The sequence below is a fragment of the Halocalculus aciditolerans genome (assembly GCF_014647475.1).
GTDB lineage: Archaea > Halobacteriota > Halobacteria > Halobacteriales > Halobacteriaceae > Halocalculus > Halocalculus aciditolerans.
In genome coordinates, this window is record NZ_BMPG01000002.1 from 628,086 (window position 1) to 643,936 (window position 15,851).

General features: G+C 69.0%; 18 protein-coding genes and 1 tRNA gene. 15 read left to right on the forward strand and 4 right to left on the reverse strand.

Annotated elements, in window-relative coordinates; genetic code table 11:
- Positions 1–20: 20 nt before the first annotated feature.
- The 10 genes from IEY26_RS09815 to IEY26_RS09860 all read left to right on the forward strand — a co-directional run bounded on the left by IEY26_RS09815 (position 21) and on the right by IEY26_RS09860 (position 10,225).
- Entirely contained in the window at positions 21–941 is a 921-nt protein-coding gene (locus tag IEY26_RS09815; RefSeq protein ID WP_188978413.1) for an ABC transporter ATP-binding protein, read from the forward strand.
- Positions 938–1,699, forward strand: a complete 762-nt coding sequence (locus IEY26_RS09820) for an ABC transporter permease (RefSeq protein WP_188978415.1) — start codon at positions 938–940, stop codon at positions 1,697–1,699. Before IEY26_RS09815 ends, IEY26_RS09820 begins: the two co-directional genes overlap by 4 nt.
- 44 nt (positions 1,700–1,743) lie before the next feature.
- Positions 1,744–2,229: a hypothetical protein gene (locus tag IEY26_RS09825; protein WP_188978416.1), complete on the forward strand. Its 486-nt coding sequence runs from the start codon at positions 1,744–1,746 to the stop codon at positions 2,227–2,229.
- Positions 2,226–4,178 carry a hypothetical protein gene (locus IEY26_RS09830; RefSeq protein WP_188978419.1) on the forward strand — a complete coding sequence of 651 codons (1,953 nt, stop codon included), beginning with the start codon at positions 2,226–2,228 and terminating at the stop codon, positions 4,176–4,178. Before IEY26_RS09825 ends, IEY26_RS09830 begins: the two co-directional genes overlap by 4 nt.
- Positions 4,179–4,238: 60 nt before the next feature.
- Complete coding sequence (gene hpt, locus IEY26_RS09835) at positions 4,239–4,805, forward strand: hypoxanthine/guanine phosphoribosyltransferase (protein ID WP_188978421.1); 567 nt, start codon at positions 4,239–4,241, stop codon at positions 4,803–4,805.
- Between the two features lie 143 nt (positions 4,806–4,948).
- Entirely contained in the window at positions 4,949–5,629 is a 681-nt protein-coding gene (locus IEY26_RS09840) for a DJ-1/PfpI family protein (protein ID WP_188978423.1), read from the forward strand.
- 64 nt (positions 5,630–5,693) lie between these two features.
- Positions 5,694–5,768: transfer RNA gene (locus IEY26_RS09845), tRNA-Met, on the forward strand.
- Between the two features lie 60 nt (positions 5,769–5,828).
- On the forward strand, positions 5,829–7,010 hold the full coding sequence (locus tag IEY26_RS09850) for an RNA-guided endonuclease InsQ/TnpB family protein (protein ID WP_229774021.1): 1,182 nt from the start codon (positions 5,829–5,831) through the stop codon (positions 7,008–7,010).
- A gap of 379 nt (positions 7,011–7,389) precedes the next feature.
- On the forward strand, positions 7,390–7,848 hold the full coding sequence (locus IEY26_RS09855; RefSeq protein ID WP_188978425.1) for a DUF4870 domain-containing protein: 459 nt from the start codon (positions 7,390–7,392) through the stop codon (positions 7,846–7,848).
- A gap of 124 nt (positions 7,849–7,972) precedes the next feature.
- Positions 7,973–10,225, forward strand: coding sequence for a DUF2298 domain-containing protein (locus IEY26_RS09860; RefSeq protein WP_188978427.1), 2,253 nt, complete (start codon positions 7,973–7,975; stop codon positions 10,223–10,225).
- Positions 10,226–10,277: 52 nt separating this feature from the next.
- Here the strand turns inward: IEY26_RS09860 and IEY26_RS09865 are convergent, their stop codons facing one another.
- Both IEY26_RS09865 and IEY26_RS09870 read right to left on the reverse strand, forming a co-directional pair.
- Positions 10,278–10,553 (reverse strand): HAH_0734 family protein, encoded by a 276-nt coding sequence (locus IEY26_RS09865; protein WP_188978429.1) that lies wholly within the window; start codon positions 10,551–10,553, stop codon positions 10,278–10,280.
- A 49-nt stretch (positions 10,554–10,602) separates the two neighbouring features.
- Positions 10,603–11,304, reverse strand: a complete 702-nt coding sequence (locus IEY26_RS09870; protein ID WP_188978431.1) for a hypothetical protein — start codon at positions 11,302–11,304, stop codon at positions 10,603–10,605.
- Positions 11,305–11,575: 271 nt separating this feature from the next.
- Between IEY26_RS09870 and IEY26_RS09875 the strand changes: the two genes are divergently transcribed.
- The 5 genes from IEY26_RS09875 to IEY26_RS09895 are packed head-to-tail and all read left to right on the forward strand — an operon-like array spanning position 11,576 to position 13,777.
- Positions 11,576–11,860 carry a 50S ribosomal protein L44e gene (locus IEY26_RS09875; protein WP_188978433.1) on the forward strand — a complete coding sequence of 95 codons (285 nt, stop codon included), beginning with the start codon at positions 11,576–11,578 and terminating at the stop codon, positions 11,858–11,860.
- A gap of 2 nt (positions 11,861–11,862) precedes the next feature.
- On the forward strand, positions 11,863–12,036 hold the full coding sequence (locus IEY26_RS09880) for a 30S ribosomal protein S27e (protein ID WP_188978435.1): 174 nt from the start codon (positions 11,863–11,865) through the stop codon (positions 12,034–12,036).
- The gene (locus tag IEY26_RS09885; protein ID WP_188978437.1) at positions 12,033–12,830 is read left to right on the forward strand and encodes a translation initiation factor IF-2 subunit alpha; all 798 of its coding nucleotides are present in this window, start codon (positions 12,033–12,035) and stop codon (positions 12,828–12,830) included. Before IEY26_RS09880 ends, IEY26_RS09885 begins: the two co-directional genes overlap by 4 nt.
- Positions 12,831–13,016, forward strand: coding sequence for an RNA-protein complex protein Nop10 (locus IEY26_RS09890; protein ID WP_188978439.1), 186 nt, complete (start codon positions 12,831–12,833; stop codon positions 13,014–13,016).
- A gap of 5 nt (positions 13,017–13,021) precedes the next feature.
- A complete protein-coding gene (locus tag IEY26_RS09895) occupies positions 13,022–13,777 on the forward strand; it encodes a proteasome assembly chaperone family protein (RefSeq protein ID WP_188978441.1) in 756 nt (251 codons plus the stop codon).
- Between the two features lie 334 nt (positions 13,778–14,111).
- On the opposite strand, the gene IEY26_RS09900 is transcribed toward IEY26_RS09895, so the two are convergent.
- Both IEY26_RS09900 and IEY26_RS09905 read right to left on the reverse strand, forming a co-directional pair.
- The gene (locus tag IEY26_RS09900; RefSeq protein WP_188978443.1) at positions 14,112–14,798 is read right to left on the reverse strand and encodes an alpha/beta hydrolase; all 687 of its coding nucleotides are present in this window, start codon (positions 14,796–14,798) and stop codon (positions 14,112–14,114) included.
- Positions 14,795–15,718 (reverse strand): VOC family protein, encoded by a 924-nt coding sequence (locus IEY26_RS09905; protein WP_188978445.1) that lies wholly within the window; start codon positions 15,716–15,718, stop codon positions 14,795–14,797. The genes IEY26_RS09900 and IEY26_RS09905 overlap by 4 nt, the downstream gene beginning before the upstream one ends.
- Positions 15,719–15,851 lie beyond the last annotated feature (133 nt).

Consider the following 15,851-nt stretch of genomic DNA (forward strand, 5'->3'; position numbering starts at 1 on the left):
CGTCACGGAAACCACGGCACATGAGTCCGGTGGTCGTCGCCGACGACGTCACGAAACGATACGGCGACACCGTCGCGCTCGACGGCGTCGACCTCGCCATCGACGACGGCGAGGTCTTCGCGCTGATCGGGCCGAACGGTGCCGGGAAGACGACGCTCACGCGCTGCCTCACGGGGACGCGCACCCCCGACGAGGGAGCCGTGGAACTCTTCGGCGCGCCGCCCGGCGAGGTGCAGGCCGACCGCCTCGGCCTCCTCCCCCAGGATTTCAATCCGCCGGACCGCCTGACGCCGCGCGAACTCGTCGACTACTACGCCGGCCTCTACGACGACCCGCGAGACGTGGACGGCCTCCTCGAAACCGTCGGCGTGAACCCCGAGGTGGAGACGTGGTACGGCGACCTGAGCGGCGGCGAGCAGCGCCGCACGTGCGTCGCGGCGGCGCTCGCGAACGACCCCTCGCTCCTCTTCGTCGACGAGCCGACGACGGGCATCGACCCCGCGGGCCGCCGCGCGCTCTGGCGGGTGTTCGAGGACCTCGCAGCGGCGGGGACGACCGTCTTCCTCACGACGCACTACATGGCGGAAGCGCAGCGGCTCGCGGACCGCGTCGGCCTCCTCGCCGACGGCCGCATCGTCGCGTCCGGCACGCCCGACGAGCTCGTCGCGGCGTACGGCGGCGACCCCGCACTCGACGTCGACACCGACGCGACGCCCGACGACCTCGCCGACGCCGGCTACACCGTCGAAGCGACCGACGACGGCCTCCGCGTCCAGAATATCGCGCCCGAGGACATCGGCGGCGTCGTCGACGCCTTCGAGTCCAGAGACATCGCGTTCGACTCGCTCTCGTGGAGCGAACCCGACCTCGAAGACGTCTACCTCGCGCTCACCGACGACCCCGACGTCGTCGACGCCGACAGCGAGGAGGTGGCGGCGTGAGCCGGCTTTCGCGGGTTCGATCGGAGGCGCGCGCGGCCTACACGTCGTTCGTGCGGCGGCGCACGGCCGTCTTCTTCACGTTCTTCTTCCCCGTGCTCCTCATCGCCATCTTCGCCGGCCTCATCAGTACGGGCGGCGGCGGTACCGGGCTGTTCAGTCAGCCGCCGGGCTACTACGTCCCCGCCTATCTCGCCGTCGTCGTGCTCTTCACGCCGCTCTCGCGGGTGAGTAGCGAGGTCGCCCGCCACCGCGAGGGCGCGCGCTTCGAGAAGCTCGCGACGACGCCCCTCGAGAAGTGGGAGTGGCTGTTCGCGCAGACGCTCGTGAACGTCGCGCTCATCGCCGCGGCGAGCGTCCTCCTCCTCCTCGCCCTCCTCGCCGCCGGCGCGTCCTTCGCGCTCTCCCCGTGGTTCGTCGTCTTCGTTCCCGCGGTGTCCGTCGTCTTCTGCGGCGTCGGCGCGGTCCTCGGGTCGCTCGCCGACAGCCAGGACGGCGCGATCGCGGCGTCCAACGGCGTCGCCATCCCGCTCCTCTTCCTCTCCGACACCTTCCTCTCGCCCGCCGCGCTCCCCGACTGGTTCGCGCCAGTGATGAACCTCAGCCCGCTCACGTACTTCGCGCGCGGCGTCCGCGCCGCCACCTACTCCGGCGCGACCCCGGGGTGGCCCGGCTCCGTCACCGCCGAGTTCGCCGTGCTCCTCGCGCTCGCCGTCGCCGCCTTCGCCGTCGGCGCGGCCCTCATCCCCTGGACGGAGTAGCGGCGTCCGGTGGGTTTATTCTCACCACTCAGCAATGAGTTGGCGTGCCACTCGACCGGAGCGTCCTCCTCGCCGTCGCCGTCGTCCTCGCCGGGACGCTCGCCACCGCCCCCGCGCTCGGCCTCTTCGCCGTCCCCAGCGGGGAAGCCGCGACCTACGGCGAGGGCTCACTCACGGCCACTGACGCGGCGCTTCCCGATTCGGGCTTCACGCTCGACCGCGGTGACTACGACGCGCGCGCTTACCACCTCACCGTCCCCGCCGCGTCGGCGACCGTCACCGAAGTGACCGGTCACCCGCGCGTCGTCTACAAACTCCGCATCCCCGGGCTCGGCTGGACGAGCGCCAGCACGACCTTCCTCGCGTCCGCCGACGCCGGCGCGCGGTCCTTCACGTTCCGCGGCGCGACGTTCGCCCCCGACCGCGTCACCCGGGATAGCTACGACGCCGAAGCCGTCCTCCTCGTCCGCGCCGGCGGCGAGAAACACGTGCTCGCCCGCGCGAACGTCACCGTCGAGGTGAACTCGTGACCGCGACGACGGCGTGGGCGCGCGTCCGCGACGCCGCCTTCGGCGACCGGCGCGGCTGGGCGGTCTTCCTCGCCGCCGCCGTCGCCTTCGGCCTCACGTGGCGACTCGGCTTCTTCATCAACGACACCGTCACCGTCGCGAACACCCTCGTGAACGTCGCCGACGGCCACCTCGACCTCGCCGCCTTCCCCTACCAGCCGCACACCGCCACGCCCGGCATGCACGTCGTCGACGGTCGACTCTACGGGCGGAACTACGGCCAGGTCGTCCTCTCGCTCCCCGCGCTCGGCGCGCTCGCGCTCCTCGACTCGGTGGTGTCCCTCCGCGTCGCCCTCGCGGCCGCGTGGTGTCTCGGCGTGCTCGCGCTCTGCCACGAAACCGGCGTCCTCCTCGACGAACCCGTCGCCTTCGACCGGCTCGGCGCGCTCGCCGCCGTCGCCCTCTTCGCCGTGACCCTCCCGCTCGCGACCACCATCGACCCGCTCTGGACGGCACAGACCGCCCTCCAGCTCGTCAGCCTCCTCGCCGCCGCGTTCGGCGCGACGGTGCTCTATCGACTCGTCGCCGCCGTCGAATCACCGCGCGTCGGCGTCGCCGCCGGCCTCGCGCTCGCGCTCGCCACGCCGTTCGGCTTCTGGGCGACGATTCCGAAACGCCACGCGCTCGTCGCCACCGGGACCCTCCTCGGCCTCTACTGCTTCTACCGCTCGCGCGCCGCCGAAACACCGGAGGACCGCCTGCGGTTCCGCGTCGCCGCCTACGCCGCCGGCGCGCTCCTCGCGTGGACGCACCCCTTCGAAGCCCTCGCGTACTGCATCGCGCTCGCCGCCGTCGACCTCCCCACCCGCCCGCCGACGGACGCGAGAACCCTCGGCGCGCTCGCCGGCGGCTTCCTCCTCGCCCTCCTCCCCTTCCTCGCCACGAACGTCCTCGTCGCCGGGAACGCGCTCACGCCGCCGCGCCTCACCCCGGACTTCGACGGCGACCCCAGCGCGTTCGCCGCGAACGCCACCACCCCCGACGCGACCACCGCGCCCGACGCGTCCACCGCGCCCGACGCGACCACCGCGCCCGACGCGTCCACCGCACCCGACGCGACCACCGCGCCCGATACGGCGTCCGCGTCGGACACATCGGCGTCGAGCGTGTCAGGGACGACGAAGACAGCGGCATCGTCGGTCTCAGCCTCGGCGGGCACGCTCTACGCCCGCGTCGCGTTCTTCGCGTCCTACGTCGCCGCCGGCGTCCACGTGCTCTCCGACCCGGACCGCCTCTACCACACGTTCGTCCGGAGCGGGTGGATCGCCGGCGTCGCGTCCGAAGACCAGAACCGCGCCGTCTCGCTCTCCGTCCTCGAATCGATGCCGCTCGCCACCGCGCTCCTCGCGCTCCCGCTCGCCGCGAACCGCCGCCTCCCCGACTCGTGGCGCGACCCGTCACCGGTGCGCGCGCTCGACGCCGTCGTCGCCGTCTACCTCGTCCTCTTCACGCTCGCCTACCTCCCCCGCCTCCCCCTGCACGCGATGGTGAACCTCCGGTACCTCGTCCCCGCGTTCGCCGTCGCCACCTACGCCGTCGTCCGCGTCCCCGCCGTCGTCCGCGCGCTCGACGAGACGCAGGTCCTCGCGTGGACGTACGCCGCCACCGTGCTCGTCGGCGGACAGCTCCTCGTCGTCGCCATCGCGCTCGCCGGCCTCTGGACCGTCGAAGCCCTCCAGCTCCACGCGCTCGTCTCGCTCGCCGCCGCCGCCGGCGTCGTCGCGTGGCTCGTCCTCGAAACCGCCGTCGGCCCTCGGCCGCGCCTCGGCGCGCTCGCCCTCGGCCTCGCCGCCGCCGTCACCACGCTCTTCTGCCTCCTCGGCGCGTGGCTCTACCTCCCGAGCGGCGGCGACTTCGCGCTCCCCACCGTCCGCTGGCTCGCCGACCACCTCGCGCCGCTCGGACGGTGAACGAGAACGAACCCCACGGACGTTCCGTCACCGTTTAGTCCTACAGCGAGAAGTTGAGACATGGATAAGCTGAAGCAGTCGCTGCTCGACGCGCCCATCATCGAGAAGGACGGCTACCACTACTTCGTCCACCCCATCAGCGACGGCGTGCCGATGCTCGAACCCGAACTCCTCCGCGAAATCGTCATCAAGATCATCCGGAAGGCCGAACTGGAGGACGTCGACAAAATCGTCACCCCCGCCGCGATGGGCATCCACATCAGTACTGCCGTCTCCCTGATGACGGACATCCCGCTCGTCGTCATCCGGAAGCGCAAGTACGGCCTCGACGGCGAAGTCTCCCTCACCCAGCAGACCGGCTACTCCGAGAGCGAGATGTACATCAACGACGTCGACGACGGCGACCGCGTCCTCGTCCTCGACGACGTCCTCTCCACGGGCGGCACGCTCCGCGCCATCACCGACGCCCTCGAACACATCGGCGCGGACGTCTCCGACGTCCTCGCAGTCATCAAGAAAGAAGGCCCGAACGACCTCGACGACACCGACGTCAACGTCAAGACCCTCATCAACGTCGACGTCGTCGACGGCGAAGTCGTCATCACCGACGAACACGGCGACGACTGACGCGTCGGAGCGTGCACGGCGACGGCTGACGCGTCGTCTCCGGCGAGCACGGCGACGGCTGACGGGTCTCGTTCTTCTTCCGCATCCGGCGCGGCTCGCGAGCGAACCTACCTTTAACTCGCGTCCGCTCGAAGCGTCGAGCGATGACGTCCGCACTCTTCGTCGTGAGCGAGCACGGCTACTGGGGCGAGGAATGTATCGAGCCGCTCACGACCCTCGACGACGCCGGAATCGACATCACGGTCGCGACGCCCACCGGGGAGCCACCGGTCATCGACGAGCGCTCCGCCGACCCCGACAACGTCGGCGAGAACACCGCCGCGTGGGTGCTCGAAGTCGACGACACCGACCCCCGACTCAACGACCCCGAACCCGTCGCCGCCGTCGACGCCGCCGACTACGACGCCGTCGTCTTCCCCGGCGGCCACGGCACCGAGTGGGACATCAATCAGGACACGCACGCCCGCGCGCTCCTCCGGGACGCCGTCGAAGGCGAGGACGCGAAAGCCCTCGTCGTCTGCCACGCCGTCGGCATCCTCGCCTTCACGAGCGCGAGCGACGGCGCGCCGCTCGCCGCCGGCCGCGACGTCACCGGCTTCCCGAACGAGTGGGAGGAAGGCATCGTCGACGACCACGACCGGATGCCCGACGGCCGCAAACTCCCCTACTGGGTCGAAGACGAAGTCAAGGCCATCGGCGCGAACTGGGACGCCGAACTCGACCAGGACACGAGCGTCACCGTCGACGGCGACCTCATCACCGCCCGCGGCCCCGGCTCCTCCGCCGCCGCCGCCGACACCCTCCTCGACGAGCTCGAACACTGAGAGGAAATCACACGACGGCGGCCGAATCAGAACCCTTAACTGTCGCACGGCGTTACGAAGAATCAGCGGGATGGGATAGCCAGGAGATTCCGCCGGGCTCATAACCCGGAGATCGGTAGTTCAAATCTACCTCCCGCTATCGCGCGACGTTTTCGACGTGTGATATTTTGTACTTGGGTGCCCTTGGTCGGGTATCCCGATGTCGTCCTCCACACTGGTCAAGACGCTCGTCTTCCAGTTAGACGTGGAGGAAAACGGTCGGGAACTGCTTCGTGACGCCACAATCGAAGCACGTCAAGCGTACAACGAAGCAGTGAGCCTCGCACTGTCAGGTGTCGACTTCCGGTCGATTCCGTCACGCGTGGCTGACGATGTTGCGCTCGTCAGGAACACGACCCAGCGAATTGTCTCGAAAGCGCTGGACTCCGTTCGCGCGTATCGTGAGAACGACGACTACGGCGTGCCAGACACCGAAAAAAGCGAACCGTACCCCCTCAGGTCGAACTTCGGAGAAGGGTATACGCTCGACACGAGCGACGCCGGGGACATTCAGTTCCGAGTGAGTTCCAAACCCTATCAACACATTACTGGGATCCTCAACGGGAGTGAAGCAGACACTGCAGTGCTTCGTGCCGCGCTCACGAGCAAAGAGTGGGATGTCGGAACCGCGGAAGCACTGTTCGTCAGTGACGTTCCGGAGCTTCACATCACCGTTCGAAACACGGAGCGTGAAGTGAGAAATCCGATGTCCTGTGAAACCGTGATCGGCGTCGACATCAACGAGGACAACGTGACGCTCACCGCACTGACGACCGATGGCATTCGAGAGAGTCGGCGTGTCGAGTACACGGATGTCAAGTCTCAGCGCCACAGATACCTTACAATTCGAAAGCGCATACAGCGTGCCGGGAAGACGAGCGCATTCGAAACACTCAGGAAGCGAGAACACCGGTACGTGAAGAACCGGGTTCACGAGGTGAGTCGTCGAATCGTCGAGTTCGCGGAACGCTTCCAGAGCGCGTGCGTGGTCTTTGAAGACCTCAAAGGCCTCCGCGACGATCTCCACTACGATGCCGTGACGAACAATCGCGTCCACCGAATCCCGTTCGAGATGCTCCAATTTTACACCGCGTATAAGGCGGCTTTCGAGGGAATACCCAACCTTCGAGTCGACCCAGCATACACGAGCCAGACGTGCGCGCTGACGTGGTGTCGGCATGTCGAACGAGGCAACCGGCGGAAAGATCGGTTCAAATGTCGTTCCTGCGGTCATCAAGACCACGCGGATAGGAACGCCAGTGTGAATATCGCGATACGGGGGTCGTCAAAAACGAACGTAACTGTCCCTCCTCTCGAAAGACTCCCGGCGGTTCGAGTCTGAGACGGGAGGTATCGGGGGCCGTGAACGCCCCGACCGCGACCCGTGGCCCAGTCTGAGGATACCACGCCGATGGGCGACGGGAGTGTCAGCAGAACCCGCGGGAAGCCGAGCCCGGCAGTTCACCTCCCGCTATTACTTAGAACAGGTGTGCGCGCTCTACCGATCGATGAGTAAGTCCTGTTGTGTTCAATGTCTCGGCGTCGACGGAGTTCCGTATCGGGAGGGAAGTACGTGGTGGACTGGAGAGCCGTTCATGGCGGTTTTCGATTGATTCGGTCACTCGGTGACTTGAGAGTCGGAGAGCGCCTACTGGGAGTGGCGATGGCGTCTGAGTGACCGCCGAGCGTGGCGGCCGGGCGCGGGGTCGCCGGAGGAGACAATGACGACGACTGAACAGCGTGAGCCGGCGATGGAGCTCGGGCGAGAGCCGCGAGCGACGGCTGGGGCGGCCGGGTTGGACGAGAACGTGGCGGGCGCGTTGGCGTACCTGTTCGGTGTGGTGACGGGCGTGGCGTTCTTCCTGGTGGACGACCGCGCGTTCGTTCGGTTCCACGCGGCGCAGAGCATCGCGGTGTCGGGGGTGGTGGTCGTCGCGTACGTGGCGCTCTCGATACTGCAGCTCGTGGTGTCCGCGTCGTTCTTCGCGGGCGGGGGCTGGGCGTTCGCGCTCGGGAGCGCGCTGTCGCTGCTGCTCGGCGTGGTCTGGCTCGTAATGGGGCTCGGGGCGTTCGGTCTCTGGCTCTACCTGCTCGTCCGCGCGTACCAGGGGCAGACGCCCCGCGTGCCGGTCGCGGCGGGGCTCGCGGACCGACTCCTCGACGACTCGACCGCCGAGTGAACTCGGCCGAAACGGCTTCCTCGCGTTAGTTCGTCGGAGAGTGGTGACGTCGCCTCGGGCGTCGGCGGCGCGGTGAGTCGGGAACCCGAAAGCGTTTAGCGCGTCGTGGCCCGGGTTGTCGGTAATGGAGTTCGGGCTGGTCGCGCTCTGGTGGGTGGCGTTCGCGGGGTTGTTCCTGCTCGGCGCGCCGCTCGCGGCGCGGCTGCTTCCGGCGGCGGTGGACCGCGGGCTGGGCGTGGCGTTGCCGCTCGCGCTCGTCGTCGTCGTGCTGCCGACGTACTGGGTGGGGTTGTGGGCGTTCGGCCGGCCGGCGGTGTTCGTCGGCGTGGTCGTCCTCGTCGCGCTCGCCGCGCTGGCGGCGCGCGGCGGCGTCGACCTCCCGCGGCGCGAGCTCGCGGAGACGCTCGCGGTGTTCACGCTCGCCTTCTGCTTCTTGCTCGCGGTCCGCGCGGTCGACCCGGCGGCGGACCCGGGTGCGGGCGAGAAGTTCCTCGACTTCGGCATCCTCCAGTCGCTGCTGCGCGCGAACTCCCTGCCGCCACAGGACGTGTGGTTCGCGGGGGAGCGCGTCGTCTACTACTACGGCGGCCACCTGCTCGCGGCGACGCTCGCCCTCCTGACCGACACGTCGGGGCGGTACGCGTACAATCTCGCGCTCGCGGGCGTGTACGCGGCGGAGGTGACGGCGGTGTTCGGGCTGGCGCGCGACCTCGCGGCAGAGAGAGAGTATCCGGCCCGGGCGGCGGGCGCGCTCGGCGCGGTGTGGTTCGGGCTGGCGAGCAACCTCTACACGCCCGTTCGCCTGCTCGCGGGCGTCCTGCCGTCCTCGTGGGTCGCACCAATCGCGGGCTGGCTCGGCGTCCCGCTCTCGAAGGCGGGGACGACGCCGGCGACCTTTTCGTATTGGCCGGCGTCGCGGGCGATGCAGCGCGGCGACATGACCTACATCACGGAGTTCCCGCTCTTCTCCTACCGGAACGGCGACCTGCACGCGCACATGCTCGCCGTGCTCGTGACGTTCCTCGTCGCCGCGGTGCTCTACGCGTACTACGAGACGCCGGAGCGCGAGGTGCGGCGGCGACGCGGCCTCCTGCTCGCGCTCGCGCCCTGCGTCGGGTTCGTGACGATGGTGAACACGTGGAGCCTCCCGGTCTCGCTCGGCCTCGTGACGCTGACGCTCGCGCTCGCGCCGGCGAGCCCGTGGACGCTCCTCCCCGCGCGACTCGCGACGGTGGAGCCGCGAACGCGTCTGGCGGACGAGGCCGCGCGACCGCTCGTCGGCGTCGCCGGGGCCGCAGTCGTCGCCGCGCTCGCCCTCCTCGTCGTCGCGCCGTTCGTCGACAACGTCCTCCTCACCGGGGTCGGGAGCCGGCACGTCTCCTTCTCGCCGGAGCGCAGCCCGCTCGGCGGCTTCCTCCTCGTCCACGGCGCGTTCCTCCTCGTCTTCGCGAGCCACCTCACCGGGACGTTCGACCCGGACCGTCGACAGGTCGCTGGCGTCGTTCTCGCCGGCGCGGCGCTCGTCGTCGCGGGGTGGTGGCTGGACCTCGTCGGCCTCTTCCTCGCCGGGCCGCTCGTCGCCGTCGGCTGGTACGCGCTCAGAGAACGAGGAGTCGGGTTCGAGACGCTCCTCGTCGTCGCGGGCGCGGGCCTCCTCGTCGTCGTCGAGTTCGCCTACCTCTCCGACGCCGCCGCGCCCGGCCGCCTCAACACCGTCTTCAAGACCTACTTCTCCACGTGGTCGCTGTGGAGCGTCGCCGCCGGCGTCGCGCTCGCCAGCCTCCTCGCCCGCACGCGCACGTGGCTCCCCGTCGACGCCGACCGCCGGCGGTCCGTCGGCATCGTCCTCGTCACGCTCGTGCTCGCCGTCGTCCTCGCGCCGTACGCGGGAATGGCGCTCACCCAGCACTTCGACGGCGCGAGCGACCCGACGCTCGACGCCATCGAGTACACGCACCAGACGCACCCGGCGGAGGCGGACGCCATCGAGTGGGTGAACGACCGAGAGGGCCAGCCGCACATCCTCGAACGCCCCGGGCGGACCGCGTACACGTGGCGGAACCCCGCGTCGAGTCTCACCGGCGTCCCGTCGGTCGTCGGCTGGGTGCACGAGGCCATCTATCGCGGCGGCGACGCCTACCAGACGCGCGCGAACGACGCCGACATCGCCTACACGACGAACGACACCCGGACGCGCCACGTCCTCCTCGAGAAGTACGACGTCGAGTACGTCTACGTCGGCCCGCTCGAACGCGAGCGCTACGGCGACGTGGAGAACCGCTTCGACGACGACCCCGCGCTCACCGCCGCCTACGAGGACGACGGCGTCACCATCTACGCGTACAACGCGACCGAGAGCGAAACCACCGGGAGTTGAAGTACGGTGAGAGGTAGACTGGGCGAGAACGAGACCGAGTGACTGCGGGGCGTTAGACGCCAGAGTGCGCGCCGCGCGCCTGCTTGACGGTGACGTCCTCGGCGTCGGCGGTGACGACGTCGAGGAACTGGGGGACGTAGTTCCGGCGGTCGTAGTCTTCGCGTTCGGAGGCGTCGCCGGCGGTACACCAGAGCTGGACGCGGTCCGGGCCGTGCCACTCGCCGTTTCGGGAGATGCCGAAGAGGACCTGTTCGCCGTCCAGGCCGTCGACCTCCACGACCGCGCCCTTCCGGATGCCGGGGTCGCCGTGGATGATGAGCCGCTTCATGCCCGTGGGTTCTCCGGCGCTCCGATTAAACGCTTCGCACTGGCGTTGCTCAGAGCCAGTCGACGAGGCCGGCGAGCGCGGTGCGGACGCCGGGGAGGAGCGCGCCGCGTTCGGTGAAGGAGACGACGGTGTGGTCGTCGATGTCGCCGGCGTACCGGGCGTGGCTGTCGCCCTGCCACGTGACGGCGGTGGCGTTCGCGCTGCCGGTGTCGCCGTGCCCGGAGACGGTGTGGTCGGCGGGCGCGTGGACGACCAGGGTGTCCGCGCCGGGGTAGGGTGCGCCCTCGCCGCCCACCGCGAACGGGGCCGCAGAGGAGGCGTAGAAGGCGTCGAATCGCACGACGCCGAGCCTGGTGTGGCTGGTGTTCCGCGCGAGGTAGGTGACGCGGAGGCTGTCGTCGACGACGCGGCTCTGGAGGTGTACGGGGTCGTCGACGATGACGCGGTGTCGAGCAGTGTCGACGACGGCGCGACGGAGGGTGTCGTTCGCGGCGAGCGCGGCCGCGCCGTCGGTGAGCTGAACGGTCGCGGTCCACCGCGAAGAGCCGTTCGCGTAGACGTGGACGTGCATCACGCTGGTTCCGCGTTCGACGGTGACGCCGTGGTCGGCGGCGGCGTCGTCGAGCGCGTCGGTGCAGACACCGCACGCGGCCTGCGGCGGTGCGCGCGCGGTCGCGGAGTCGACGGCGACGACGCCGAGTCCGACGCTCGCGGTGACGACGAGGAGGGCGAGGAGGGCAGCTCGCGTCATATCGGCGCATCGACGCGCGCGAACCTATAACTACGGGTCGCTCACACGAATCGCTCATCCATCCGCAGAGCGGCCGTCGACGCCGGCCGTTGCAGACCGCTCCCCGCGTCGCGTGCCACGTCCTGGCGACGAGCGCGAAGCGTGGTCGACGCAAAGCGGGTTTCGAACGAGAACGCGAACTCGTAGCCGGGAGTCGGAACCACCGCCGGGCTCGAACCGTGTCGATTTTAAGGGGGCGACACGAACCGAAGGACAACAGAGCTGATTCGCTATGCAGATGCCACGACGCTTCAATACGTACTGCCCGCACTGTAACGAGCACAACGAACACGAAGTCGAGAAAGTCCGCACCGGACGCTCGACGGGGATGAAGAAGGTGAACGACCGCCAGTCCGAGCGGAAGTCGTCCACCATCGGGAACTCGGGTAAGTTCTCGAAGGTGCCCGGCGGCGACAAGCCGACGAAGAAGACCGACCTCAAGTACCGCTGCAGCGACTGCGGGAAGGCCCACCTCCGCGAGGGATGGCGCGCCGGCAAACTGGAGTTCCAGGAGTAATCATGTCCGGGAGCTTCTACAAAGTCGAATGTCCGGACTGTGAAAACGAACAGGTCGTCTTCGGGAAGGCGTCCACCGAGGTCGCGTGCGCCGTCTGCGGGACGACGCTCGCGCGACCCACCGGTGGGAACGCCGACATCGAAGGCGACGTCCTGGAGACCGTCGAGGCTCGATGAAGTACGAGGGGTGGCCTGAACCCGGCGAGCTCGTCGTCGGGAAGGTCGACGAAATCGAGGATTTCGGCGTGTTCGTCGACCTCGAAGAATACGAGGGCAAGCGCGGTCTCGTCCACATCAGCGAGGTCGCGTCCGGCTGGATCAAGAACGTGCGCGACCACGTCCGCGAAGGGCAGACTGTCGTCGCCAAAGTCCTCGACGTCGACGAGTCCGCCCAGCAGATCGACCTCACGATCAAGGACGTCAACGACCACCAGCGCTCCGATAAGATTCAGGAGTGGAAGAACGAGCAGAAGGCCGACAAGTGGCTCGCCATCGCGTTCGGCGAGGACATGGCGGACGACCAGTACCGCCACATCGCGAACGAACTCTTAGAGTCGTTCGGCGGCCTCTACGACGGGTTCGAGGAGGCCGCGATTCACGGCCACGAAGCCCTCGAACCGACCGGGCTCGACGACGACGAAGTGGACGCCATCGTGGAGACGGCGCGGGAGAACGTCTCCGTTCCCTACGTCACCGTGACCGGCTACGTCCACCTCGAATCACCGAACCCGGACGGCGTCGACGACGTGAAGGAGGCGTTGCAGGCCGCTGAAGGCGACGACGTCCCCGACGAAGCCGAACTCGACGTGACGTACGTCGGGTCGCCCGAATACCGGATTCGCGTCCGCGCGCCGAACTACAAGACGGCGGAGGACGAACTCGAAGCCGCCGCCGCGCGCGCCGTCGACGCCATCGACGCCGCCGGCGGGAGCGGCGAGTTCCACCGCGAGCGCCAGCTCGACGAGGACTAGATGGTCAGATCCGACATCCGCGTCTGTTCGGCGTGGGAGTCGGCGCACGACCGTCCCGTCTACACGCTCTCTCAACAGTGCCCGGAGTGCGGAGCTGACGCCGTGAACTCCGCACCCGCGCGATTCGGCCCCGAGGACCCCTATGGCGCGTACCGACGCGCTCTTAAGCGGCGCGCCCGCGACTAGCCCGCATGGAAGAAATCCTCGTTGAATCCGTCGAAGAGGCGTCACTCGACGACCCCGTGCTCGTCGAAGGCCTCCCCGGCGTCGGGCACGTCGGCAAGCTCGTCGCCGAACACCTCGTTGAAGAGACCGAGAGCACGCTCGTCCGACGCGTCCACTCCGAGCACTTCCCGCCGCAGGTCGAGGTCGACGACGACGGCGTCGGCTCGCTCGCCTCTGTCGACTTCTACGCGTGCCCGACCGACGGCCGCGACCTCCTCGTCCTCACCGGCAACCACCAGGCGAGCGACGGCCCCGGCCACTACCGCGTCGCCGAGACCTTCCTCGACGTCGCCGACGACTTCGACGTGAGCGACGTGTTCGCGCTCGGCGGCGTCCCCACCGGCGAACTCGTCGACGAGTACACCGTCGTCGGCGCGGTCAGCGACGCCGACCTCAAACCCGACCTCGACGACGCCGGCGTCGAATTCCGCGCCGAGGAACCCGCCGGCGGCATCGTCGGCACCAGCGGCCTCCTCGTCGGCCTCGGCGGCCGCCGCGGGTTCCACGTCGCCTGCCTCATGGGCGAAACCTCCGGCTACCTCGTCGACCCCAAGAGCGCCGCCGCCGTCCTCGACGTCCTCGAAACCCACCTCGACTTCGAAACCGACCACGACGCCCTCGACGACCGCGCCGACGAGATGGAAGACGTCGTCGAGCAGATGCAGCAGATGGAAGGCCAACAGCAAGCGCCGAGCGAAGAAGACCTCCGCTACATCGGCTAGCAGTAAGAGGCTGATCCGGTTCCGCCGTTTTCTTCGGCTATCGTGACCGTAACCGCGTAGTACTGGCCGACTTCGTCTCCTCGAAAGCCCCCGTCGGCTCGCGCGCTCTCACTCGCTGTCGTCGGCGCTCCGCGTCGACTGCTAGAGGGACGCTGCGCGTCCCTCCTTGCGCGCGTTCGCTTCGCTCACGTGCCTGCCTCGTGAGAATCACGCGACCCGCCGACCATGGCGGGACCTCCGGTCCCGCTTGCCCTCACTCGGACCGTTGGTCCTCGCGAGGACCCTTTCAGTCCCACCCGAATTGTCTGTGTCACCGGTCGGTTCTCCCGGACGGCTACTCGCTAAGGAGGGCGTCGAGGCGGGTTTCGGTGGCGTGGATTTCCTCATCGGTGATGACGTGACCGGTGTCGGGGTAGGTTTCGAGCGTGGTGTCGGCGTCGAGAGCGTCGAAGGTCTCGCGAGTCGCTTCGAGCTCCTCCCGAGTGACGTGGGGGTCGTCGTCGCCGGCGGCGAGGAACACCGGCGTGCCGTCGAGCGACCCCGCGGGATTCTCGTGGTCCGCGAGGAGCGCGCCGGCGAGCGCGAAGACGCCGCCGTAGCGCTGTGGATGCCTGACCGCGTATTCGGCGGCGAGGCACGCGCCCTGACTGAACCCCCAGAGGACGACCTTCTCGCGAGGGACGCCGGCGTCGACGGCGGTGGAGACGGCGCGGTCGACGGCCAAAACGGCCGAGACGAGCCACGGGTCGTCCGCGTTCTCCGCGCCTCGTGGGGGTCTCTCGCCGTCTCCGCTCTCCGTTCGCCCCGTGTACCACGTGTACTTCGCGGCCTGCGGCGCGAGGAAGGCGACGCCGTGCCGGTAGAACTCCTCGGCGAGCTTCGTGACGCTTTCGGCGCTCTCGCCGCGGCTGTGGAGGAGGACGACCGCGACGTCGGCGGCGCGGAGCGGCGCGCCCGACGCGACGAGCGGCTGGTCCGCGTGCGGGTCCGCGGGGTCGCCGGGGAGGAATCGCTCGCTCACGGATTCAGAGGAGGGAGTTGGGATTCGACGAGCGCTCGGTCTTCTTCGAGGCGACCGGGAAGGACGACGTCCTCACCGTAGGGCTCGTCCTGATCGCCGACCAACCCCGGCCCTTCGGTGGCGAGCTCGAACAGAATCCCGCCGGGTTCGCGGACGTAGAGGGCGTGGAAGACGTGGCGGTCTTTGACGCGGGAGACCTCGAGGCCGTCGCGGTCGGCGAGGAGTTCCCGCCACTCGTGGAGGGCGTCCTCGTCGGGGACGCGGACGGCGACGTGGTGGAGCGTCCCCGTGCCGTCGCGGCCGAAGCCCTCGACGTCGTCGGTGCGAATATCGACGACGGCGGCGTGGTCGCCGGCGGCGCGGTAGCGGACGCGGTCGTCGTCCTCGGCGACCAGGTCGAAGCCGAGCGTGTCGAGGACGCTCGCGGTCGCGTACGGGTTCACGGAGCGGACGGTGACACCGAAGATGCCGCGGATGGCCGTCTCCTCGGGGACGACCTCCGTCCACGGCTCGACGGGTTGAGTAGTCGGAACGAGTTCGAGGCGCGTGCCGTCCGGGTCCGCGAACGCGAGCGCGGTCTCGTCGCCGAATCGCTCTCGCTCCGCGTAGTCGACGCCGTGGTCGTCGAGGCGGTCGCGCCAGTCGTCGAGGCTCCCCTCGGGAACGGCGAACGCGAGCGCCTCTGGCTGTGGCGGGCCGACGCGGCCCTCCTCGGCGTCCCGCGACGGGAACGTCGTGAAGACCGTCCCCGGCTCGCCCGTCGCGTTCCCGTAGAAGAGGTGGTAGGCGAGAATATCGTTCAGGTTCACCGTCTGCCGGACGAGTCGCAGGCCGAGCACGCCGGTGTAGAAGTCGACGTTCTCCTGCGCGTCCCCCACCGTCCCCGTGACGTGGTGGACGCCGGGCGTATCACTGAGCACTACCTCCTGATTGGGTCCCGCGGGCTTTCCGTGTTACCCAGTGAACGCTCCCCGCCGCTTCTCACCGACTGCTCACCAACCTTCTCACGCTAAATCCGTGACTCCGCAGACAAAGTCTCGCGTGCAACGGACG